We start from the raw sequence: 21,283 nt of genomic DNA on the forward strand, positions 1-21,283 counted from the left end.
ATAACGGCGTCAGGCGCTGCGCAGCTGACGATACTGCTGACAAATCGATGCCACGCTGAACTTCTCCAGCGCCGCTGCGTCGATGGCCGGCGGGCTATGGTAAATGCTTTGCATCGTCTGAGCCAGCGCCGGGCTGTTGAGATCCGCCAGGCCGCGCGACAGCTCGCCGGTAAGGATCTCGGTCACGCCGCCCGGGCAGCGGGTGCTGGCGACCGGCGTATCCAGCAGCAGCGCCTCCACCACCACGTTGCCAAAGCCTTCGCTATCGGAGCTCAGGACCAGCATCCGCGCGCCTTTAATCCACGGCAGCGGGTTTTTCTGGAAGCCTTTAAACAGGACGCGATCGGCAACCTGTAGCTGCTGCGCCAGCTGGCGCAGGCGCTGTTCTTGTTCCGGTTTGCCCTGCCCCAGCAGCACCAGTGGCGCGTCGATGCCGCTTTGCGCATAGGCCTCAATCAGGCGGTCGTGACGTTTGCCGGGGTGAAAGCGGCCGACGTGGATAATATAGTCGCCGTCGGGGCGCTGGCTGGGTTCTTCAGCCGCGGCGCGCAGGGCGGCGATATCAAACGGGTTATAAATCGTTTTCAGCTGGGCGGGGCGAATGGCGAACTGCTCAACCAGGTCTTGACCGACCGCATCGGAGACGGTGACGACGTTGCGTCCCTGATAAACGCGCCCGATCTTCTGCTTTTTCATCCAGCGGTCAAAACCGCTGCGGTGTCCGAGATAGGAAGTCGAGAACACGCCGTGCAGGCAGAACCAGACGTTGCGCCCGTTCAGCAGGCGGCTGCGGGAGACGATGCGGTCGGTTTTATGCAGATTCGATAGCACCAGTTCGAAACGGCCCTGCTGTTCTGCTTTCTCGATTGCCGTATCAAGCTGGCGCGCGCGCCGGGATAGCTCGGTGAGTTTGCGCCAGGGTTTGCGGCAGCGGTCGGCGATGACCTGATAATCCAGCCCCGCCGGTAGCGGATACTCGCAGACGTCGCGCAGGGAAAAAAGCGACACCTGTTCACCCTGGCTGAGAAAATGCTCCGCCAGCGTCAGCACCACTTTTTCCGCGCCGCCGCCGGGCAGGCCGTCGATAACAAACAGTATGCGCATCGTTATTTCACCAAATCTTGATAGAGGGAGAGCAGCTGCGCCGAGAGCCGTTCGCTGGTGCAGGTCATGATCCGCTCGCGGGCGCGCTGGCCTTCTGCAGAACCCAAAGCCCGAGCGGGCAGGGCGTTAACCGACTCCTGCAGGGCCGGGATATCCAGCGCATCGCAAACGTAGCCGTTGCTGCCCTGAACGATAAACTCCGCGCCGCCGCAGCCGGTAGTCGTAATCACCGGCAGGCCGCAGGCCATCGCTTCGAGAATGACGTTGGGGAACGGATCGTACAGCGTCGGCAGCAGCAGGCCATCGGCCATCTGGTAGAACGGCAGGGTTTCCGACTGCATACCGAAAAAGCGCACCCGTTCCTCGCAGTTCAGCGTTTTCGCCAGCTGCTGGTAACGACCCTGCTCTTTATCTTTACCCACCACCAGCAGGTAGCGATTGGTCGGGGCGATGGCGCGGATCGCCGCATCCAGTCCCTTGCGCTCAAAGCCGGAGCCGACGTAAATCAGGCAGGTCGCCTGGATCGGCAGATTCCATTTGGCGCGCAGCGCGACGAAGGCTTCTTCCGTCGGCGGCAAAAAACGCTGGTTATCGATGGCGTTATAGATGACGTGGATTTTTTCCGCCGGCAGGCCGAAGTCTTCAATAATCTCGCGTTTAATCATCTCCGCGTTGCAGATAACGCCGCGCAGGTGCGAGTCCTGGTACATTTCGCGCTCGGCCTGCATCACATAGCGATGGTAGCGGTCGGCAAACAGCAGGCGGCTTTTCCAGCCGGGCAAAATGCGCGAGCGCTGCTGCAGCCAGCGGCGGTGTACGCCATCTCCGGCACGGTACAGGTCGCAGCCGGGGATGCGCTCATGGCTTTGCACCAGGTCAAATGATTCGCGCTGCCAAAGCTGGCGGGCGGCGTCGGCAAACCCACGCTCGCGGCTGATCCGCCCCCACTTGCGCGGATTGCAGATGTGGATGTTCCACTCGGGCTTCACCGGCCCCTGCCACTCGCGAGTGATGACGTTCAGTTCAAGATCGCTGTCGTCGAGGGCTTCCAGCGCGCGGGAGACAAAGCGTTCCGCGCCGCCGTCCGGGCGATACTTCTGGCGTACCAGAGCCAGCCTGAATTTACTCATGCCAGTACCTTTTTCGCCGCCGCGATAACCGCGTCGGTGGGAATTAAATCGAGATAACGTTCGTCCGTGCCGGTATCGATATCATCAGGGTCGGGAATAGCGCCGAAATCGCCTGCCCAGATAACCTCGCCCTGCGCCTGCCAGGGACGCCAGAAGGTGAGCTTGGAGGGGCCGAAAAGCGCGACCAGCGGCGTACCCAGCGCGGCAGCCATGTGCATTGGCACCGAGTCGACGCCGATAAATAGACGGGCATGATCGATGACGGAGGCCAGCTGGCGCAGGGTGAGCAGCCCGGCGAGGGAGTGCAGGCGAGCATCGGGGCAGCCCGCCATAATGGTGTCGATCATCTGCTTCTCTCTGGCGTCAGGGCCGGAGGTCAGCACGACCGGGTAGCCTGCGTCAGAAAGCGCGTTAATCAGGGCGCTCATCCGCGCTTCGCGCCAGCACTTAAAGAACCAGCGGGAGGTCGGCTGAATGACGATATAGTTATCCTGAAATTCTTCCGGCAGCAGCGCGCGGCTGGCGCGCCAGTCCTGATCGCTGTAGCCCATCTTCGCCGGCGCGTCATCAATAGCCAGCCCAAGCGGCGCCAGAATCGACAGGTTCTGCTGCACGGTATGCTGCTGGTTATGCTGCTCGGTTGAGGCGAGGGCGGTATGGCAAAAACGCCAGGCCGGATGACGACGTTTCGGGAAGTCAAAACCGATGCGGGTGGCCGCGCCGGTCAGTTTGGTGATGATCGCGCTGGGCCACTGATCGGCAAGATTGAGCACCATATCGTAGCGCTGCTGGCGGAGCGTGCGAATCAGACGCCACTCCATCTTTAGCTGATGGCCGGCGCCCTGTTTTTTCCAGCGCCGGTCAATGCCGTAAATGTGGGTGATATCGGTATTCGCTGCGAGCATATCCCGGGTTTCTTCATAAAGCAGCACATCCACGCTGGCGGCGGGATATTGCTGTTTTAGCGCGTGAATAAGCGGGGTTATCAATAGCATATCGCCATGATGGCGCAGCTTGATGACCAGGATTCGCGCCGGGTTCACGCGGCCGGAAGTGCGGGTTTCAGGCGTCATTCTCTGTTCTTCATTCAGGGTCAGGGTTCCGATTCTAGGGGATCAGATAGATTGAGAGAAGCGTTGTCTTGCTCTACCATGACCCGATACGTATGGCCTGAGGACGTTTTCGTGCACAAACCCGCATTTCTCATCACGATTGACACAGAGGGCGATAACCTCTGGCAAAAACATGACAGCATCACCACCGAGAATGCGCGTTATTTACCGCGTTTTCAGCAGCTTTGCGAAAAGTACGGTTTCAAACCGGTCTGGTTGACCAACTATGAAATGGCCATCGACCCGGTTTATATCGAATTCGCCAAGGATGCGATCGCCCGGGGAACCGCGGAAATCGGCATGCATCTGCACGCCTGGAACAGCCCGCCGACCGATCCGCTCACCGATGACGACTGGCGGCATAAACCGTACTTGATTGAGTACAGCGATGCGGCGATGCGGGCGAAAGTCGACTATATGACCCGTCTGCTGGAGGAGACCTTCCAGACCAAAATGGTCAGCCATCGCGCAGGACGCTGGGCCTTTGACGAGCGCTACGCGCGTCTGCTGATGGAGTATGGCTATCTGGTGGATTGTTCGGTTACGCCGCGGGTGAACTGGAAAACGGCGAAAGGCGCGCCGCAGGGCGACGGCGGCACCGATTACCGTCATTTCCCGCAGCACGCCTATTTCCTCGACGAGAACGATATCCGCCGTGAAGGGCAATCATCGCTGCTGGAAGTGCCGATGAGCATTCAGTACAAGCATCCCGCGTGGATGAATAGCCTGAAGCAGGGTTACGATCGCCTGCGCGGTAAAGTGCGCTCGCCGTCCGTTCACTGGCTGCGTCCGATGGGCGGCAACGTCGAGACGATGAAAAAAGTGGTGGAACAAACGTTGACTCAGGGCAATGACTACGTCGAATATATGCTCCACTCTTCTGAGTACATGCCCGGCGGCAGTCCAACGTTTAAAAACGAGCAGGATATCGAGCGTTTATATGCCGATCTGGAGTCTTTTTTCAGCTGGCTGGCGCCGCAGGTGAAGGGAATGACGTTGGCGGAGTATTACCAACAGAAACGCACACAGCGATAAAAGATCACAACCAGGTACCGTATGCGTATCGTGAAGCAGTTTACGCGGAAGAAAAATGCCTTCTTCCGCGAAATTAAGTTTAATTTAATTAACTATCGTTACAGAAATAAAAGCGCGCGCCAGCCCTTTAATCCCGCGAAGATTCAGCATGTTTTATTATTGCGCCTGGATGACAAAGTTGGGGATATGGTCGTGACAACCGGCTGCGCAAAGCTTTTAGCCGACCGGGGCTATAAGGTTTCTGTGCTGACCGGGCCGGTTTGTAAGCAGATGCTTGCCGGCGCGGATTTTCTTGAGCAGGTCTATTTATATCAGCCGCGGATGCCGTTAAATGCGTTGCGCGCGGCAGGATTTGACGCGGTCGTTGATTTTGACGATGTTAAAACCTACGAGCGTTTTAAACTGCTGGCTGATTTGCAGCCCGGCTGCGTTATCGGTTTTAATAAACAAGAATATAAACTTTACGATCACTCCATCCCTTTTCTGGATAGCAGCAGCCATATTTCCGCCCGCTATAAAGCCGTCGCCAGGCTATTTGGCATAGAACACCCTCATTACCACTATCATCTGCCCGGCGATGCTTTTGAGCGGGAAAGAGTTAAAACACTGCTGGCTCAGCAACAGGGTAGCGAGCTCTGCATTGCCATCAACCCGTTTACCGCCTCAACGGATAAAGACTTTTGCCGTCATCAGGTTTCTGCCCTGATTGAGCGCTTATATACGCTCCCTTATAAAATCAGCGTCGTGATGGTCGGGCATAGCGAGAAAATTCGTCAGCTTAATCTGGAAACGGCGCTGCATCTGCCTGATAGCAATATTAATTCAGCGGTTGAGATTGTTCGCCACTGCGATCTGGTGATTACGGCGGATACCGCCATCGTGCATATTGCTCGCGCGTTCGACAAGCCCATGGTGGCGGTTTACAACAAACGTAAACTCAAAGACACCGGATTGCCGGGCTATACCATCTGGGCTCCGGGTTATGACAAGGCCAGACAAATTGTCTGCGAAGAGACTAACGTCGCCGACATGACCATTGACGCGGTCTGGCCGGTGATCAAAGCCCAGGCGGATGCCCTGATCGCCGCTCGCCAGCAGGCATAAAAAAGGGCCCGCTGCGGGCCCTTCTCCTTCTCTTAGCGTTTCGCCTTCAGGCCTCCGCTGAGCGCAATGCCCAGCGGTAGCCAAAACAGCGGCCAGCTTTCGCGAGGGTTGCTGATGATAAACATGCCCTGCGAAGCCATAAAAATCAGCGCATAGATAAAAATCGCCAGCCCGTAGCGGCCATCCTGCTGGTTACGCCATGCCTGCCATAACCCTCCGGCAATCACCGCCAGCAGCAGCGCCAGGCCGATTATGCCGCCTTTCAGCAGTGCGCCAAGATAGACGCTGTGGGTGGTGGTGATATGCTCGCCGCTGTAGTTGGTAAAGTTGAGCTCGTAGTCAAAGCCACGACCCAGCCACGGCTGGCTGGCCACTTCCTGGAGCGTATGGCGCCAGATACTGAGGCGCAAACCGCTTTGGGTGCCCAGCTCTTCAAAGCGCGCCAGCAGCAGCTCTCCCGTTGGCGTGAAGAAGAAAAGCGCGCCCAGAACCAACGCTAGCGCGGCGACAATCAGAACATTACGCCGGGTAAATACGTGCAGGTGCAGGGTGCAAACAAACGCCGCCAGCAGGGCGATAATCGGGCCGCGGCTTTGAGTCAGAAACAGCATCACCAGCATGATCGCCATCGGCACATACAGGAGATGGCTGCCTTTCTCCTTCAGCAGCATGGCGCAAATAAGGATACCGATACCGCAATAACCCGCGAGGTCGATAACGTTAGTCGGGCCGGGATTACCCGGTGATACCAGGCGCTCTTTAAGGACCAGGGTGAAATCGATCGCCATCGTCCAGATGGAGAGCACCGTGATCCCGGCAACGACGCTCAGCAGCGCCAGATGTCGGGTTCGGGGGTCGCCCAGCAGGGTAGTTAGCAGCAGGAGATAAAAAAATAAATAGGCGCCGTGCGTCAGCGGCGAGTCGATATGCTGCGGCGTCTGCCCCCAAATGTTGCTCAGGGCATAGTAAACGCAGAATACCACCAGCAGGATATAAACCAGCCACCGCTGGCGGATGCTTTCCGCTAGCGCCTGACGGTTATCGTGGTTAAGCAGTGAAAGCAAAAACAGCAAAATAGATAAATGAAGAAGGTTGTTTGTCCGGGTTGATACGCAAAAAACGGCGCTAAAAAACAGAAATAAAGTGAAGAAAACGGTGTAGCCCTGTCTGGCGTAACTACTTATTTTTAAAGTACTCATCAAAAGAAACCTTTGCGAAAATCGTTTCCGGAACCGCGCTTTCTAAAGAGAAGTTAACGACCCGAATATGGTTTTGTTGCAGCACGTTGGCAGCGTGCGAAAAGGACGGCATGACCAGGTCATCCACCTTATTTGCCAGCCAGGAGGGGAGTTTATCCTGTTCCGTTTCGTAGAAGCGCGGCTGGTTGAAATTACTCATATCCAGACCACTTATCAGAATGGTTTTAAATCCCAGCCACATCAGAATTTGCAGGGCCCAGTAGACCACGGTTCCGGCGTCGAAAATTCCCTGGCGGATATCGGTGCTAAAGCAAATATCCTGCCGCTGCGGGTGAAAGCGTAACGCCGCAACGCCTTTCCATACCTGCGGTATCGCGCTTTTGGCGACTTTGGGCTGATAAATTTTATAACAGGCGTCTTCAATTAATGCCAAACGACAGCGCAGTTCCGCGCCGTGACGGTCGAGGATTTTGGCGATACCGTGCATGGTGGTGAAGAGCACGAGATCGGGTTGGCTAATCACCGAACGAATCACGTCCGGCTTTTTATCGTAAAACTCCATATCGACAATGGTATAGAGCGAAAATTTAATTTTATCAGAGAGATGCCAGGCGCCATTCACCCCCATCACCGGAACGCTTTTCGGCAGCCGCGTAAAATCAATGCGGCGCGTCGAGGGACCGGTGGCGGTCAGCAGCACCTCGCCCTCGGCGCTATCCTTCAGTTCGCTGAGATTAACCAGCGGCACCGTTTTCCCTTTGTATTTCAGGGTGCGGATTTCACCGCTCGCCGCACGCGTGATGTGGGTAAACGGCCAGAGATTTTCGTTATGGCGAAAGGCGCGTCGATGCGTGTAGCGATAGATCTGCTTAAATAATGAACCCATTAAGCCAGTTCCTGAGATTTCAACAGTTGCAGAATCCGGGAGGCGGGAATATCCCCCGTGCTGCTGCCGCTTTCCGGGCGCACCACGTACTGATTTTTACCGTAGCCGCCAATTAGCCCCGGATCGGTCGGGCCGTACAGCGTGAAGTTCGGTTTATCGAGCGCGGCGGTGAGATGGCTCAGGCCGGTGTCGACGGAAACCACCCCGCGCGCGCCTGCCAGTACCCCAGCTACCTGCTCCAGGCTCATCCGCGGCAGGACGTCGACAAAATCGTGCCCCTCCGCCAGGCGCCTGGCCCGCGCTTCTTCATGGGGCGCGCCCCACGGCAGTTTGATGCGTACGCCGCTGTCGGCAAGCAGGGCGATAAGCGCCCGCCAGTTCTCTTCCGGCCAGTGCTTATCATCGCGCGTCGTGGCGTGGAGGAACACCAGATACGCCGCGGCGGACGCGTCATTCTGGCGCAAAAAATGACGGGCGATCGCGTAGTCGCCCTGGGTTTCCGGTTTCGCGTAGCCGAGGCTTTTCGCGAACAGTTCGCGGGTGCGCTCAACGGCGTGCTGCTGTTTAGCAATATGGTGGCGACGGTTGTAAAACAGGCTCGCCAGCGGCTCGCGGGCGGTTTGCCAGTCCATACCGTGCTTCACGCCGCGGGCCAGCCGGGTGACCAGCGCGGCGCTCTTCACCAGCCCTTGGGCATCGATGATCGCGTCGTACTTTTCCGCCCGTACGGCGTCGCGGAAAGCCTTGCGCTCGGTTTTGATCGGCGCGGAAAACCACGCCTTGCGCCAGCGGCGAATCGCCACCGGGATGACCCGGTCAACGGTCTCATGCCAGGAGGGGATCTGTGCGAAGCCTTCTTCAACTACCCAATCGAAACGAATGCCGGGAAAGGCCAGCGCGGCGTCGCTCAGCGCAGGCAGCGTGTGCAGCACGTCGCCCATGGACGAGGTTTTTACGATCAGTACCCGCATCCGCTAGTCTTCCTCTTGTTCCGTTTTTTCCAGCAACAGGTCGTTTAATTCTTCCAGTACGCGCTGCGGCGTAATGTCGATCAAACTCTGATGATAGCCTTCGGCGGCATCGCCTTTACGCACTTTGTGGTAGCCGCTGATCAGGCGGATCACGCGCGCTTTATGCGACAGCGGGGGAGTAAAGTCCGGGCTGCTGGGCCCGTAGAGCGCCACCAGCGGACGGTCCAGCGCGGCGGCGACGTGCATCAGGCCGGAATCGTTGCTGACCACCGCTTTACAGGCGGCGATCAGAATAACGGCCTGCTCAAGCTGGGTTTCCCCGGCCAGATTGCGGCACCATGCCTGCTGTTCGGTATTAAGCGCGGCGAGGATTTCATTGCCCGCTTCGTGGTCTTTCGCGGAGCCAAACAGCACGATCTGAAAGCCTTCGTCGATCAGCTGTTTCGCCAGCTCGGCGTAGTGATAGTGCGGCCAGCGTTTTGCCGGGCCGAACTCAGCGCCGGGGCAGAAGCCGATGATCGGGCGCTCGGTTGAGAGATTAAACGCGCTACAGGCCTGCGATTTTTCGCCTTCATGCACCTGCAACTGTGGCCAGAGCAGCGGCTGAGGCAGATCTTTCGCGCAGCGCATCACGCCTTTGTCGTAGGCCAGACCGACGTAGCGTTCGACCATCAGCGGCCAGGCGTCTTTATCCAGCTTGCGGGCATCGTTCAGCAGGCCGTAGCGCATCTCGCCGAGCCAGCCGGTGCGATGCGGTATTCCCGCAAAGAACGGCACGAGGGCCGATTTAAACGAGTTAGGCAGAACGTAAGCGCGGTCGTAGCGACGCTCGCGCAGGCTGTGCCCAAGCTTACGCCGTTCGCCGATTTCCAGCGCGCCGTGACCGAGCGGCATCGGGATTGCTTCGTTGACTTCCGGCATGCGCGAGAGCAGCGGACGGCACCATGCGGGCGCCATCACGTCGATGATCGCCTGGGGATAGCGCGCCCTGAGCGTACGATAAAGACTTTGCGACATCATCATGTCGCCCACCCAAGACGGGCCAATCACCAGTATTTTCATGCTTGCTTCTTACGCGTCGCGGTTCAGCCAGGCCATATATTCCGTTACGCCTTCGGCAACGGTCTTAAACGGTTTATCGTAGCCCGCTGCGCGCAGGTTTGTCAGATCCGCCTGGGTAAACGCCTGATAGCGGCCTTTCAGCTTATCCGGGAACGGAATGTACTCGATGCTGCCTTTCTTGTGGTAAGCCAGCGTTGCGTCTGCGACGGCCTGGAAAGACTCCGCGCGGCCGGTGCCGAGGTTGAAGATACCGGAAACGCCGTTTTCCCAGAACCACAGGTTCACCGCCGCGACGTCGCCGACGTAGACGAAGTCGCGCTTGAAGCCATCGCTGCCTTCAAACAATTTCGGACTTTCGCCATTATTCAGCTGAGTATTCAGATGGAAAGCGACGCTGGCCATGCTGCCTTTATGGCCTTCGCGCGGCCCGTAGACGTTGAAATAGCGGAAGCCGACGATCTGCGAGTTCGCTTCCGGCAGGATCTGACGGACGTATTCATCAAACAGAAACTTGGAGTAGCCGTAAACGTTGAGCGGCTGCTCGTATTCGCGGGATTCAATAAAGTCGCTGGTGCGGCCGCCGTAGGTCGCCGCGGAAGAGGCGTACAGGAACGGAATTTCACGCTCCAGGCAGTAGTGAAGCACCTCTTTAGAGTACTGATAGTTGTTATCCATCATGTACTTGCCGTCCCACTCCGTGGTGGAAGAGCAGGCGCCTTCATGGAAAATAGCGTCGATATCGCCGAACTCTTCGCCCGCCATAATCTGGATCAGAAAGTCTTCTTTATCCATGTAGTCGGCAATGTTCAAATCCACCAGATTGATGAATTTGGTGCCGTCTTTCAGATTATCTACGACCAGAATGTCGGTAATGCCCTGGTCATTCAGCGCTTTAACGATATTGCTGCCGATAAAGCCTGCGCCGCCGGTAACGATGATCATAACTGTAACCTTTGAAGTGGGTAGTCCAGAGACAATCCGGACATGAATACTCCTATCATATCACTACATCGAAAAGGCTTCAGCCATTCGCCGATAAGGTGGAGAGGGACTCGTGATTTATGCTGCAAATAATTCATGCAGTAATGCATCATCTCGTATCAGCGTATAGCTTTAGGTAATATGTGCCAAATTTTGCCGAATCTGGAGAGTTGCAATGCGTGGTGATTTCTACAAACAGTTAACCAATGACCTGGATACCGCGCGCGCGGAAGGGTTGTTTAAAGAAGAACGGATTATTACTTCGGCGCAGCAGGCGGATATCACCGTCGGCGGAAGCCAGGTGATTAACTTCTGCGCCAATAACTATCTCGGCCTCGCGAACCACCCGGAACTGATTGCCGCCGCGAAAAGCGGCATGGATAGCCACGGCTTCGGTATGGCCTCCGTGCGTTTTATCTGCGGGACCCAGGACAGCCATAAAGCGCTTGAGAAGAAGCTGGCCGATTTTCTCGGTATGGAAGATGCGATTCTCTACTCCTCCTGCTTTGATGCTAACGGCGGCCTGTTTGAAACCCTGCTCGGCGCGGAAGATGCGATTATCTCCGATGCCCTGAACCACGCGTCGATCATCGACGGCGTGCGCCTGTGTAAAGCGAAGCGCTTCCGCTACGCCAACAACGATATGGTGGAGCTGGAAGCCCGTCTGAAAGAGGCGCGCGACGCCGGCGCGCGTCACGTGCTGATCGCCACCGACGGCGTGTTCTCAATGGACGGGGTGATCGCCAACCTGAAGGGCGTTTGCGATCTGGCGGACAAATACGACGCGCTGGTGATGGTTGATGATTCTCACGCCGTGGGTTTTGTGGGTGAAAACGGCCGCGGTTCCCATGAGTACTGCGACGTGATGGGCCGCGTCGATATTATCACCGGTACGTTGGGTAAAGCGCTGGGCGGCGCGTCAGGCGGCTATACCGCCGCGCGTAAAGAAGTTGTCGAGTGGCTGCGCCAGCGCTCGCGTCCGTATCTGTTCTCCAACTCGCTGGCGCCGGCGATCGTCGCGGCTTCCATCAAAGTGCTGGAAATGGTGGAAGCGGGCAGCGAACTGCGCGATCGCCTGTGGTCTAACGCCCGTCTGTTCCGTGAAAAAATGACCGCGGCAGGGTTTATCCTCGCGGGCGCCGATCACGCCATTATCCCGGTGATGCTCGGTGAGGCCACCGTGGCGCAGGAATTTGCGCGCGAGCTGCAAAAAGAAGGGATTTACGTCACTGGATTCTTCTATCCGGTGGTACCAAAAGGCCAGGCGCGTATTCGTACCCAGATGTCTGCGGCGCATACCCCTGAACAAATTGAACGTGCGGTGGAAGCCTTTACCCGCATCGGTAAACAACTGGGCGTCATTGCCTGAGGGTGTGAGATGAAAGCGTTATCCAAACTGAAGGCGGAAGAAGGCATCTGGATGACCGACGTGCCGGAACCGGAAGTCGGCCATAACGATTTGCTGATTAAAATTCGCAAGACCGCGATTTGCGGTACCGACGTGCACATCTACAACTGGGATGAGTGGTCGCAAAAGACCATTCCGGTGCCGATGGTGGTGGGCCATGAATACGTCGGCGAAGTGGTGGGCATCGGTCAGGAGGTTCGCGGCTTTAAGCTTGGCGATCGCGTTTCCGGCGAAGGGCATATCACCTGCGGCCACTGCCGTAACTGTCGCGCCGGGCGTACGCACCTGTGCCGCAATACCACGGGCGTCGGCGTCAACCGTCCGGGCTGCTTTGCCGAATATCTGGTGATCCCGGCGTTTAACGCTTTTAAAATTCCGGACAATATCTCCGACGATCTGGCGTCGATTTTCGACCCGTTTGGCAACGCCGTGCATACCGCGCTTTCATTCGATCTCGTCGGCGAGGACGTGCTGGTTTCCGGCGCTGGCCCGATCGGCGTGATGGCCGCCGCGGTAGCGAAACACGTTGGTGCGCGCAACGTCGTGATTACCGACGTTAATGAATATCGTCTGGAGCTGGCGCGCAAAATGGGCGTCACCCGGGCGGTAAACGTTTCTAAAGAGAACCTTAACGATGTGATGGCCGAACTGGGCATGACCGAAGGTTTCGACGTGGGTCTGGAGATGTCCGGCGCGCCGCCGGCGTTTCGCACCATGCTCGATACCATGAACCACGGCGGGCGCATCGCCATGCTGGGGATTCCGCCGTCGGATATGTCTATCGACTGGACCAAGGTGATTTTCAAGGGGCTGTTTATCAAAGGGATTTATGGTCGCGAAATGTTCGAAACCTGGTACAAGATGGCCGCGCTCATTCAGTCCGGTCTCGATCTGTCGCCGATCATCACTCACCGCTTTGGTATCGATGATTTCCAGCAGGGCTTTGACGCGATGCGTTCCGGTCAGTCTGGCAAAGTCATTCTCAGCTGGGATTAATTCCCGCTAGTTTGCATTTTAAAAAAGCGCCTGCGGGCGCTTTTTTGAGAGTTGTCCTACATTTTTGTAATACTTAATCCACTCCGCACTTTTTCTAAATCGCTTTCTCGCCTATTCGTTTATACAGTCAGTTTAACCATGGTTTAACCCTACAAAGATTATGATTAAACTTTCTGTATGCTTATTGACCTGTAATTCATCCCGCTTATTACGGGAGGTATTACCACCTTTGCTTAAGGTGGCCGATGAATTTATCGTCATCGACTCAGGCAGCACGGACGCCACGCTGCAGATTTGCCAACAGTTCGGTCTCACCGTTCACTATCATGCTTATACCACTCACGGCACGCAGATGAACTACGCGACCTCCCTCGCCAGCCACGACTGGGTGCTGTGTATGGACAGCGATGAGATCCTTGATGACGAGGTGGCGGCGGCTATTCTGGCGCTGAAGGCGGGGGATGAGCCCGATCCAACCTGCGCATGGCGTCTGCCGCGCCACTGGTTCGTGCTGGGTGAAGAGGTGCGAACTATTTATCCGGTATCCTCGCCAGATTTCCCGGTTCGTTTGTATAACCGTTCTATCGCCCGGTTCAACGAGCGTCCGGTAGACGATCAGGTTGTCGGTTTTACGCACTCGGCCAGGCTACCGGGATTCGTGCGCCACGACACCTTCTACTCCCTGCATGAAGTGTTTAACAAGCTCAATAGCTACACCACACGGCTGGTTAAATATCAGAAGATCAGGCCGTCTCTTGCACGCGGAGCGATCAGCGCGATTGGCGCTTTCTTTAAGTGGTATCTGTTTAGCGGAGCGTGGCGAAAGGGCAAGGTCGGCGTGGTCACCGGGCTTTACGCGACCTTTTACAGCTTTCTTAAATACTTTAAAGCCTGGTATGCCCATCAGGACAAGGCGGAATCCGCGGCGGATAAGCACACGGATTCCCGGACGATTTAGTTGGTGGGCTGATCCCAGCCCTGCCACTTCAGCTGATAATACTGCAGCAGCGTACTCTGGGCGATGCTTTCGCTCAGAATGGTAAAGAAGCGGCTGGCGTTGACCGGCTCCGGCGGACGCTTAGATTTGCACTGCTTCACGCCCCGGAATGGATTGCGCGGCGGCTTAACCGGCGGCGCGGCATTCGGCGTGGAGGTATCCACCTGCGGCTCGTTGAGCAGGCTGCTCGGACGCACCAGAGTGATATCCGGCGGCAGGTTATACACCATCTGCTGCAGCACGCGCACCGTCGTCGGGTGCGGGTGGCCGATAGCAATGGCGGAACCGTTGCGCCGCGCCAAAGCGATAGCGCGGTTGAACTGATAGCGGATATCCGCTTCGTTTTGGGTATCGTCGAGGAAAACCTTACGCTTAATCACCTTCACGCCGGTGCCCTGCGCCGCGCGCATGGCCTGGGTATTGCCGATGGTGACGCTATCGAGGAAGTAGAGATTGTAGCGCTCGAGCGCCTGCATCACCTTCTGCATGCCGAAGAGGTTCGACGTCATCGCGCTGCCCATATGGTTATTCAGCCCCACGGCGTACGGAACCTTACCGTAGGCTTCGCGGATGATGCGCTCTATCTCGCTGCTGTTCATATCCGGACGGAGGGTATCTTTTTCCAGCGGCTGTTTGCTGAGCGGCGCCATCGGCAGGTGGATGAGCACCTCGTGGCCGAGATTATGCGCTTTGGTCGCCATTTCGCGGGCGTGGGGCGCATTAGGGAGTACGGCAACGGAGATCGTCGCCGGCAGCGCCAGCACCTGATTTTCCGTTTGTGGACGATAGCCAAAGTCGTCGATAACAATGGAGAGTTTGCCGGCAAATACCGGCGACACCATAACCAGCGTACCGGTTATGGCGAGTGCGATTCTGCGAAATTGAAGCAAAACTTATCTTCCCAACCACGGCTGTGGATTGACCGCCTGACCCTGGCGGCGAATTTCGAAATAGAGCGACGGACGGCCCTGACCGCCGCTGCTGCCTACGAGAGCGATCGGCTGGCCCGCCCGGACCTGAGTGCCGACGCTGACCAGCGCGCTTTGGTTATAGCCGTAAAGACTCATGTCGCCTTTGCCGTGTTCAACGACCACCACCAGGCCATAGCCCTGCAGCCAGTCGGCGAGAATAACCCGACCATCGGCAACGGCTTTGACCTCGGTGCCTTCAGACGCAGCGATAACCATCCCCTTCCAACGTAGCTCACCCTGCAGCTGTTCGCCATAACGATGGAGAATTGAGCCGCGAACCGGCCAGAATGCCTGGCCGCGCGGTGAGCCAAGCCCGCCGGTGCGGGACATCAGCGAGCGTTCGCTTTCGGTAGGTTTGTAGGTGGTGCCTTTACGCGAGGCTTCCTGCTGGCGATCGCGCACATCCTGCGCTTCGCGGGCTTCGCGATCCGCCCGCGCTTTGGCCGCCGCCGCCGCCTGGGCGATACGACCGCGCAGGCGCGATTCGTTAGCCCGCATTTCGCTGAGCTGTTGCTGACCTTGCTGAATGGAGGATTCCAGGCTGGCGAGGGTCTTTTTACGCTCGTTGCGCGCCTGCTCCAGCTTGCTCTGCTGGGCGCGCTGTTCGTAAACCAGGGTTTGCTGCTGGCTCTGTTTCTCTTCCAGCATGCTTTTTTGCACCGCTACGTCTTCGCGGGTCTTCTTAAGCTCGGCAATGGTTTCCTGGCGCGCCTGGTTCAGATAGCCGAAATAGGCCTGCATGCGCTGGTTACGCTGCCCCTCTTCGCCGCTAAGGATCATCTGGATGCCGGTATGCGGCCCCTGACGAAACGCGGCATCGAGCTGCGCGGAAAGATTACGCTCCTGCGAGGCGCGCTGACGCTCCAGCTTCGCAAGGGCGGCGTTCATTTCATCGATCTGCTTATTTAGCTGATTCAGCGTTTCCTGGGTTTCACGCAGCTTGCGCGCGGCGGCGGAGATGGCCTCCTCCTGCGCTTTAAGCTGCGCGACCAGGGAAGCGCGCTGCTGCTGCTGCTGCTTAATCGCCCTCTGTTTAGCGGCGATATCGGCCTGAATGGATTTAAGCTGGTCGCGGTCGTCGGCGTGAGCAGATGCGGCGCACAGCAATACGCCAGCGCTAAGCGCGCTGGCGTAAAGGACGGATCGAACTGCCGTTGCGATCCATGTAGTTGAATAAGTCGCCTTTCCCCTCATGGGGAAGGATTATTCCACGATGAACAGCGGCTTGCCAGTCATCTCTTGCGGGATTTCCATTCCCATCAGCGTCAGCATGGTCGGCGCGATGTCGGAAAGTTTGCCGCCGTTAACCGCTTTGACGTTTTTATCGCCAACGTAAATCAGCGGAACCGGCAGGTTGGTGTGCGCGGTGTGTGCCTGACCGGTGGCCGGGTCGCGCATCTGCTCGGCGTTGCCGTGGTCTGCGGTGATCAGCAGCTGTCCGCCAACGGATTCAACGGCTTTGCTAACCTGGTCGATGCAGTGATCCAGCGCTTCCACCGCTTTAACGGCGGCTTCCATCACCCCGGTATGACCAACCATATCGCCGTTCGGGTAGTTACAGATAATGGTGTCGAACTGACCGCCCTTGATGGCGGCAACCAGTTTTTCGGTCAGCTCGGCGGAGCTCATTTCCGGCTGCAGATCGTAGGTCGCGACCTTCGGCGAGTTGATCAGAATGCGCTCTTCGCCTTTGAACGGCTCTTCAACGCCGCCGTTGAAGAAGAAGGTGACGTGAGCGTATTTTTCGGTTTCGGAGATGCGCAGCTGGGTTTTGTCGTTCTTCGCCATCCATTCGCCGAAAGTATTGGTCAGAGACGCCGGCGGATAAGCACAGGCGACTTTAATGTCGGCGGCGTATTCGGTCAGCATGATGAAATCGAGATTCACCACTTTCTTACGGGCGAAGCCGTCGAAATCGGCGTTAACGAAGGCGCGGGTAATTTCGCGGGCGCGGTCGGCGCGGAAGTTCATGAAAATCAGCGCATGGCCGTCTTCCATCGCCGCATCGGCCTGGCCTGCGGCGCGAATAACGGTCGCTTTCACAAACTCATCGTTCTCATCGCGCGCATAAGCGGCCTGCAGGCCCGCAACGGCGGTATCGGCCTGGAACTCGCCTTTTGCCAGGGTCATCAGATCGTAAGCCTGCTCAACGCGATCCCAACGGTTGTCGCGGTCCATGGCGTAGTAGCGGCCAATGATCGAGGCGACGCGGCCTTTGCCCAGCGCGGCAAATTTGTCTTCGAATTTCGCCAGCGTTTTTTCAGCGCTGCGCGGCGGGGTATCGCGGCCGTCAAGGAAGGCGTGCAGATAAATTTTATCCGCGCCGCGCTCGGCTGCCAGTTCAACCATCGCCATGATGTGGTCTTCGTGGCTGTGGACGCCGCCCGGCGACATCAGGCCCATGATATGCACGGCTTTGCCCGCGGCGACGGCTTTATCGACCGCGCCGGTCAGTACCGGGTTGGCGAAGAAGGTGCGTTCTTTGATTTCAACGTCCAGGCGGGTCAGATCCTGGTACACGATGCGGCCCGCGCCGAGGTTGACGTGGCCCACTTCAGAGTTGCCCATTTGACGATCCGGCAGACCGACTTCCAGGCCTGAAGCATCGATCAGAGTGTGCGGACGTTTCGCCCACAGTGCGTCCATAACAGGGGTTTTGGCGCTATAAATAGCGTTATCCTGCTGGTCTTCACGGTAGCCATAGCCATCCAGAATCACCAGTACCATAGGTTTTTTAGAAACCGACATTGCGACAACCTCATGCTCAAAGACAGAAAATTTGCGTAATTTTACTACAGCTGAATCGATCAAATCACCGTAAAAGATCAAAGAAAGAGGGCGGCCAGAGCGCATCGCTGCGGCGAGAGCGGTTTTTTTTCGTGACGGGCCGCAGAAAATACATTACATCGCGCTCACTGGCTGTATTTGCCGCAATGCACAGGTATACTCCTTCCCTGGTTTTTTTATCACTTAGTCGGGAGTTGTAACCCCCCATGCAAGAAATTATGCAATTCATCAGCCGTCACCCCGTCCTGAGCATCGCGTGGGTCGCGCTGCTGGTGGCGGTGCTGTTCACCACCTTTAAAGGGCTGATGTCGAAAGTTAAAGTCATTACCCGTGGTGAAGCGACGCGCCTGATCAACAAAGAAGATGCCGTGGTTGTCGACCTGCGTCAGCGTGACGATTTCCGTAAAGGCCACATTGCGGGTTCTATTAACCTGCTGCCGAGCGATATCAAAGCAAATAACGTCGGCGAGTTGGAAAAGCACAAAGCACAACCCATTATAGTAGTAGACGGCTCAGGTATGCAGGCGCAAGAACCCGCCAGCGCGCTGAACAAAGCCGGCTTTGAAAAGGTCTTCGTACTGAAAGAGGGCATCGCTGGCTGGAGCGGCGAGAACCTTCCGCTGGTACGCGGTAAATAATTTACCCGCGTCTTTATGGCGTAGCGCGGTTTCCCCTGCGGCGGCTATTCGCCAGCGGGAAAACAGCGACTGCGGCGTGAAACTCTCGGGGGTAAAAACAGGAGTGAAGTCATGGCCAATATTGATATCTATACCAAAGCGACCTGCCCGTTCTGCGTACGTGCAAAAGCGCTGCTGAACAGCAAGGGCGTGACGTTCAACGAGTTGCCTATCGATGGCGATGCTGCGAAGCGTGAAGAGATGATTCAGCGCAGCGGTCGGACGACGGTTCCGCAGATTTTTATTGATGCGCAGCACATTGGCGGCTGTGACGACTTGTATGCGCTTGATTCACGTGGTGGACTCGATCCCCTCCTGCGCTAATTTTTGCGCTCATCCCCATTGGACGGGCGTACTTAAGGACAACACGAAAGGGTTTTACTATGTCAGAACAAAACAGCACCGAAATGACTTTCCAGATTCAGCGCATCTACACCAAAGATATCTCTTTTGAAGCGCCGAACGCGCCGCAAGTTTTCCAGAAAGATTGGCAGCCGGAAGTTAAACTTGATCTGGATACGGCTTCCAGCCAGCTGGCTGAAGGCGTGTATGAAGTGGTGCTGCGCGTAACCGTAACCGCCTCTCTGGGCGAAGAAACCGCATTCCTGTGTGAAGTACAGCAGGGCGGCATTTTCTCCATCGAAGGCATCGACGGTACCCAGATGGCGCACTGCCTCGGCGCATACTGCCCGAACATTCTGTTCCCGTACGCGCGCGAGTGCATCACCAGCCTGGTTTCTCGCGGTACCTTCCCGCAACTGAACCTTGCGCCAGTGAACTTCGATGCGCTGTTTATGAACTATCTGCAGCAGCAGGCTGGCGAAGGTGCTGAACAACATCAGGATGCCTGATGAACGCGCTTAACGCTGCAATGACTGTGATCGGTGCCGGCTCTTACGGCACCGCTCTTGCCATCACCCTGGCAAGAAATGGCCACGAGGTTGTCCTCTGGGGCCATGACCCGAAACATATCGCGACGCTGCAGAACGATCGCTGCAACGCTGCGTTCCTTCCCGATGTTCCATTCCCGGATACGCTGCACCTTGAGAGCGACCTGGCAACGGCGCTTGCCGCCAGCCGCGATATTCTCGTGGTGGTGCCCAGTCACGTCTTCGGGCAGGTTCTGCGCCAGATTAAGCCGCTGATGCGCCCCGACGCGCGTCTGGTATGGGCGACAAAAGGTCTGGAAGCCGAAACCGGACGCCTGCTGCAGGACGTGGCGCGTGAAGCGCTGGGCGAGGCTATTCCGCTGGCGGTGATTTCCGGCCCAACCTTCGCCAAAGAGCTGGCGGCAGGCCTGCCGACCGCGATCTCGCTGGCGTCTACGGACCCGCAGTTCGCTGACGATTTGCAAAGCCTGCTGCACTGCGGCAAGAGCTTCCGCGTCTATATCAACCCGGACTTTATCGGCGTGCAGCTCGGCGGCGCGGTGAAAAACGTCATCGCTATTGGCGCTGGCATGTCTGACGGCATCGGCTTTGGCGCCAACGCGCGTACCGCGCTGATTACCCGCGGGCTGGTTGAGATGTCCCGCCTCGGGGAGGCGCTGGGTGCCGATCCGGAGACCTTTATGGGGATGGCGGGCTTAGGCGATCTGGTACTGACCTGCACCGATAACCAGTCGCGTAACCGCCGCTTCGGCATGATGCTCGGTCAGGGCATGGACGTGCAAAGCGCGCAGGAGAAGATTGGCCAGGTGGTTGAAGGCTACCGCAATACCAAAGAGGTTCGCGTTCTCGCGCAGCGTTTAGGCGTCGAAATGCCAATAACCGAGGAAATTTATCAGGTATTGTATTGCGGAAAAATTGCGCGCGAGGCAGCATTGACCTTATTAGGTCGTGCACGCAAGGACGAGCGTAGCAACTAACTGCGATGGAACCTGGATCACCTGAATGACCCGGCCAGCAAAGAACTGGCCGGTCATTATTATATCGTCTGGAGTCAGCAATGCCGTGTGAAGAACTGGATATCGTCTGGAATAATATTAAAGCTGAAGCTCGGGCTTTAGCTGACTGTGAGCCAATGCTCGCCAGTTTTTACCACGCCACGCTACTCAAGCACGAAAATCTCGGCAGCGCCCTGAGCTATATGCTGGCTAACAAGCTCGCCTCTCCGATCATGCCCGCCATCGCGATTCGTGAAGTGGTGGAAGAGGCCTACGCCGCCGACCCGGAAATGATCGCCTCCGCCGCCTGCGATATTCAGGCGGTGCGTACCCGCGACCCGGCGGTGGACAAATATTCGACGCCGCTGCTCTATCTGAAAGGGTTCCACGCGCTGCAGGCCTATCGTATCGGCCACTGGCTGTGGAATCAGGGGCGTCGGGCGCTGGCAATCTTCCTGCAGAATCAAGTGTCCGTATCGTTCCAGGTGGATATCCACCCGGCGGCGAAGATTGGTCGCGGGATCATGCTGGACCACGCCACCGGCATTGTGGTCGGCGAAACGGCGGTGATTGAAGACGATGTGTCGATTCTGCAATCCGTGACCCTTGGCGGTACCGGTAAAACCAGCGGCGATCGTCATCCGAAAATTCGCGAAGGCGTGATGATTGGCGCCGGGGCGAAGATCCTCGGCAATATCGAAGTCGGACGCGGGGCTAAAATCGGCGCGGGTTCGGTGGTGCTACAGCCGGTGCCGCCGCATACCACCGCCGCAGGCGTTCCCGCCCGCATCGTGGGTAAGCCGGAGAGCGATAAGCCCGCGATGGATATGGATCAGCACTTTAACGGCATACACCATACCTTCGAGTACGGCGACGGTATCTGATTGATTTCCCGGAGGCGATGCTGCGCATCTATCCGGGCTACAAAACCGAGCGCTGTCTGGTAGCCCGGACAGGCGCTACGCGCCGCCTCCGGGA

21 protein-coding genes are annotated in these 21,283 nt (G+C 57.3%); 10 read left to right on the forward strand and 11 right to left on the reverse strand.

Translation table 11 applies throughout. The features are described from left to right. Positions 1-9: 9 nt before the first annotated feature. Genes GUC22_RS00680 through rfaQ form a run of 3 tightly spaced genes read right to left on the reverse strand, consistent with a single transcriptional unit; the run spans position 10 to position 3,307 of the window. The gene (locus tag GUC22_RS00680; RefSeq protein WP_024359716.1) at positions 10-1,104 is read right to left on the reverse strand and encodes a glycosyltransferase; all 1,095 of its coding nucleotides are present in this window, start codon (positions 1,102-1,104) and stop codon (positions 10-12) included. Positions 1,105-1,106: 2 nt separating this feature from the next. Then, positions 1,107-2,234, reverse strand: a complete 1,128-nt coding sequence (locus GUC22_RS00685) for a glycosyltransferase family 4 protein (protein WP_004137728.1) — start codon at positions 2,232-2,234, stop codon at positions 1,107-1,109. Continuing rightward, entirely contained in the window at positions 2,231-3,307 is a 1,077-nt protein-coding gene (gene rfaQ, locus GUC22_RS00690; protein ID WP_004137731.1) for a putative lipopolysaccharide heptosyltransferase III, read from the reverse strand. The genes GUC22_RS00685 and rfaQ overlap by 4 nt, the downstream gene beginning before the upstream one ends. Before the next feature lie 111 nt (positions 3,308-3,418). On the opposite strand from rfaQ, the gene GUC22_RS00695 reads away from it, so the two are divergent. After that, positions 3,419-4,381 carry a polysaccharide deacetylase family protein gene (locus tag GUC22_RS00695; RefSeq protein WP_004137733.1) on the forward strand — a complete coding sequence of 321 codons (963 nt, stop codon included), beginning with the start codon at positions 3,419-3,421 and terminating at the stop codon, positions 4,379-4,381. Positions 4,382-4,402: 21 nt separating this feature from the next. After that, on the forward strand, positions 4,403-5,485 hold the full coding sequence (locus GUC22_RS00700) for a glycosyltransferase family 9 protein (protein ID WP_004137734.1): 1,083 nt from the start codon (positions 4,403-4,405) through the stop codon (positions 5,483-5,485). A 32-nt stretch (positions 5,486-5,517) separates the two neighbouring features. On the opposite strand, the gene GUC22_RS00705 is transcribed toward GUC22_RS00700, so the two are convergent. From GUC22_RS00705 to rfaD, 5 genes are read right to left on the reverse strand one after another with little or no spacing between them, the layout of a single operon-like run. Beyond that, positions 5,518-6,684 carry an O-antigen ligase family protein gene (locus GUC22_RS00705; protein ID WP_049130769.1) on the reverse strand — a complete coding sequence of 389 codons (1,167 nt, stop codon included), beginning with the start codon at positions 6,682-6,684 and terminating at the stop codon, positions 5,518-5,520. Further along, a complete protein-coding gene (locus GUC22_RS00710; RefSeq protein WP_004137736.1) occupies positions 6,662-7,570 on the reverse strand; it encodes a hypothetical protein in 909 nt (302 codons plus the stop codon). The genes GUC22_RS00705 and GUC22_RS00710 overlap by 23 nt, the downstream gene beginning before the upstream one ends. Then, positions 7,570-8,541 carry a lipopolysaccharide heptosyltransferase RfaC gene (rfaC, locus tag GUC22_RS00715; RefSeq protein WP_049086967.1) on the reverse strand — a complete coding sequence of 324 codons (972 nt, stop codon included), beginning with the start codon at positions 8,539-8,541 and terminating at the stop codon, positions 7,570-7,572. Before rfaC ends, GUC22_RS00710 begins: the two co-directional genes overlap by 1 nt. A 3-nt stretch (positions 8,542-8,544) precedes the next feature. Next, entirely contained in the window at positions 8,545-9,603 is a 1,059-nt protein-coding gene (gene rfaF / locus GUC22_RS00720; protein ID WP_004137738.1) for an ADP-heptose--LPS heptosyltransferase RfaF, read from the reverse strand. Positions 9,604-9,612: 9 nt separating this feature from the next. Then, positions 9,613-10,545 carry an ADP-glyceromanno-heptose 6-epimerase gene (gene rfaD / locus GUC22_RS00725; protein WP_024359722.1) on the reverse strand — a complete coding sequence of 311 codons (933 nt, stop codon included), beginning with the start codon at positions 10,543-10,545 and terminating at the stop codon, positions 9,613-9,615. Between the two features lie 214 nt (positions 10,546-10,759). Between rfaD and kbl the strand changes: the two genes are divergently transcribed. From kbl to GUC22_RS00740, 3 genes are all read left to right on the forward strand, one after another. After that, positions 10,760-11,953 carry a glycine C-acetyltransferase gene (gene kbl, locus GUC22_RS00730; RefSeq protein ID WP_024359723.1) on the forward strand — a complete coding sequence of 398 codons (1,194 nt, stop codon included), beginning with the start codon at positions 10,760-10,762 and terminating at the stop codon, positions 11,951-11,953. A gap of 9 nt (positions 11,954-11,962) precedes the next feature. Then, entirely contained in the window at positions 11,963-12,988 is a 1,026-nt protein-coding gene (tdh, locus tag GUC22_RS00735) for an L-threonine 3-dehydrogenase (protein ID WP_004126597.1), read from the forward strand. Between the two features lie 160 nt (positions 12,989-13,148). Further along, on the forward strand, positions 13,149-13,946 hold the full coding sequence (locus tag GUC22_RS00740; RefSeq protein ID WP_024359724.1) for a glycosyltransferase family 2 protein: 798 nt from the start codon (positions 13,149-13,151) through the stop codon (positions 13,944-13,946). Here the strand turns inward: GUC22_RS00740 and GUC22_RS00745 are convergent. Genes GUC22_RS00745 through gpmM form a run of 3 tightly spaced genes read right to left on the reverse strand, consistent with a single transcriptional unit; the run spans position 13,943 to position 17,704 of the window. Further along, entirely contained in the window at positions 13,943-14,875 is a 933-nt protein-coding gene (locus tag GUC22_RS00745) for a divergent polysaccharide deacetylase family protein (RefSeq protein WP_024359725.1), read from the reverse strand. The two genes, GUC22_RS00740 and GUC22_RS00745, sit on opposite strands and share 4 nt — an antisense overlap. A gap of 3 nt (positions 14,876-14,878) precedes the next feature. Further along, positions 14,879-16,150, reverse strand: coding sequence for a murein hydrolase activator EnvC (gene envC, locus GUC22_RS00750; RefSeq protein ID WP_049086978.1), 1,272 nt, complete (start codon positions 16,148-16,150; stop codon positions 14,879-14,881). 9 nt (positions 16,151-16,159) lie between these two features. Further along, entirely contained in the window at positions 16,160-17,704 is a 1,545-nt protein-coding gene (gene gpmM / locus GUC22_RS00755; protein ID WP_160183321.1) for a 2,3-bisphosphoglycerate-independent phosphoglycerate mutase, read from the reverse strand. Positions 17,705-17,949: 245 nt separating this feature from the next. On the opposite strand from gpmM, the gene GUC22_RS00760 reads away from it, so the two are divergent. The 5 genes from GUC22_RS00760 to cysE all read left to right on the forward strand — a co-directional run bounded on the left by GUC22_RS00760 (position 17,950) and on the right by cysE (position 21,189). After that, positions 17,950-18,381: a rhodanese-like domain-containing protein gene (locus GUC22_RS00760; RefSeq protein ID WP_004126582.1), complete on the forward strand. Its 432-nt coding sequence runs from the start codon at positions 17,950-17,952 to the stop codon at positions 18,379-18,381. Between the two features lie 111 nt (positions 18,382-18,492). Continuing rightward, positions 18,493-18,744 (forward strand): glutaredoxin 3, encoded by a 252-nt coding sequence (grxC, locus tag GUC22_RS00765; RefSeq protein WP_004106850.1) that lies wholly within the window; start codon positions 18,493-18,495, stop codon positions 18,742-18,744. A gap of 59 nt (positions 18,745-18,803) precedes the next feature. After that, positions 18,804-19,271 carry a protein-export chaperone SecB gene (gene secB, locus GUC22_RS00770; RefSeq protein WP_004106849.1) on the forward strand — a complete coding sequence of 156 codons (468 nt, stop codon included), beginning with the start codon at positions 18,804-18,806 and terminating at the stop codon, positions 19,269-19,271. Beyond that, positions 19,271-20,287 carry an NAD(P)H-dependent glycerol-3-phosphate dehydrogenase gene (gene gpsA, locus GUC22_RS00775; RefSeq protein WP_024359728.1) on the forward strand — a complete coding sequence of 339 codons (1,017 nt, stop codon included), beginning with the start codon at positions 19,271-19,273 and terminating at the stop codon, positions 20,285-20,287. The genes secB and gpsA overlap by 1 nt, the downstream gene beginning before the upstream one ends. An 80-nt stretch (positions 20,288-20,367) precedes the next feature. Further along, a complete protein-coding gene (cysE, locus tag GUC22_RS00780; protein WP_004106845.1) occupies positions 20,368-21,189 on the forward strand; it encodes a serine O-acetyltransferase in 822 nt (273 codons plus the stop codon). Positions 21,190-21,283: the final 94 nt, after the last annotated feature.

It is taken from the genome of Klebsiella sp. MPUS7, from assembly GCF_009905335.1.
In the GTDB taxonomy this organism is placed as follows: Bacteria; Pseudomonadota; Gammaproteobacteria; order Enterobacterales; family Enterobacteriaceae; genus Klebsiella; species Klebsiella grimontii.

Excerpts from the sequence above, each read along its gene's own strand:
- GUC22_RS00680 (WP_024359716.1), bottom strand. The coding sequence starts at position 1,104 with ATGCGCATACTGTTTGTTATCGACGGCCTGCCCGGCGGCGGCGCGGAA.
- rfaQ (WP_004137731.1), bottom strand. The coding sequence starts at position 3,307 with ATGACGCCTGAAACCCGCACTTCCGGCCGCGTGAACCCGGCGCGAATC.
- rfaD (WP_024359722.1), bottom strand. The coding sequence starts at position 10,545 with ATGATCATCGTTACCGGCGGCGCAGGCTTTATCGGCAGCAATATCGTT.
- cysE (WP_004106845.1), top strand. The coding sequence starts at position 20,368 with ATGCCGTGTGAAGAACTGGATATCGTCTGGAATAATATTAAAGCTGAA.
- rfaC (WP_049086967.1), bottom strand. The coding sequence starts at position 8,541 with ATGCGGGTACTGATCGTAAAAACCTCGTCCATGGGCGACGTGCTGCAC.
- GUC22_RS00760 (WP_004126582.1), top strand. The coding sequence starts at position 17,950 with ATGCAAGAAATTATGCAATTCATCAGCCGTCACCCCGTCCTGAGCATC.
- tdh (WP_004126597.1), top strand. The coding sequence starts at position 11,963 with ATGAAAGCGTTATCCAAACTGAAGGCGGAAGAAGGCATCTGGATGACC.
- GUC22_RS00685 (WP_004137728.1), bottom strand. The coding sequence starts at position 2,234 with ATGAGTAAATTCAGGCTGGCTCTGGTACGCCAGAAGTATCGCCCGGAC.
- rfaF (WP_004137738.1), bottom strand. The coding sequence starts at position 9,603 with ATGAAAATACTGGTGATTGGCCCGTCTTGGGTGGGCGACATGATGATG.
- secB (WP_004106849.1), top strand. The coding sequence starts at position 18,804 with ATGTCAGAACAAAACAGCACCGAAATGACTTTCCAGATTCAGCGCATC.
- gpmM (WP_160183321.1), bottom strand. The coding sequence starts at position 17,704 with ATGTCGGTTTCTAAAAAACCTATGGTACTGGTGATTCTGGATGGCTAT.
- GUC22_RS00740 (WP_024359724.1), top strand. The coding sequence starts at position 13,149 with ATGATTAAACTTTCTGTATGCTTATTGACCTGTAATTCATCCCGCTTA.
- kbl (WP_024359723.1), top strand. The coding sequence starts at position 10,760 with ATGCGTGGTGATTTCTACAAACAGTTAACCAATGACCTGGATACCGCG.
- envC (WP_049086978.1), bottom strand. The coding sequence starts at position 16,150 with ATGAGGGGAAAGGCGACTTATTCAACTACATGGATCGCAACGGCAGTT.
- GUC22_RS00705 (WP_049130769.1), bottom strand. The coding sequence starts at position 6,684 with ATGAGTACTTTAAAAATAAGTAGTTACGCCAGACAGGGCTACACCGTT.
- GUC22_RS00700 (WP_004137734.1), top strand. The coding sequence starts at position 4,403 with ATGCGTATCGTGAAGCAGTTTACGCGGAAGAAAAATGCCTTCTTCCGC.
- grxC (WP_004106850.1), top strand. The coding sequence starts at position 18,493 with ATGGCCAATATTGATATCTATACCAAAGCGACCTGCCCGTTCTGCGTA.
- GUC22_RS00710 (WP_004137736.1), bottom strand. The coding sequence starts at position 7,570 with ATGGGTTCATTATTTAAGCAGATCTATCGCTACACGCATCGACGCGCC.
- gpsA (WP_024359728.1), top strand. The coding sequence starts at position 19,271 with ATGAACGCGCTTAACGCTGCAATGACTGTGATCGGTGCCGGCTCTTAC.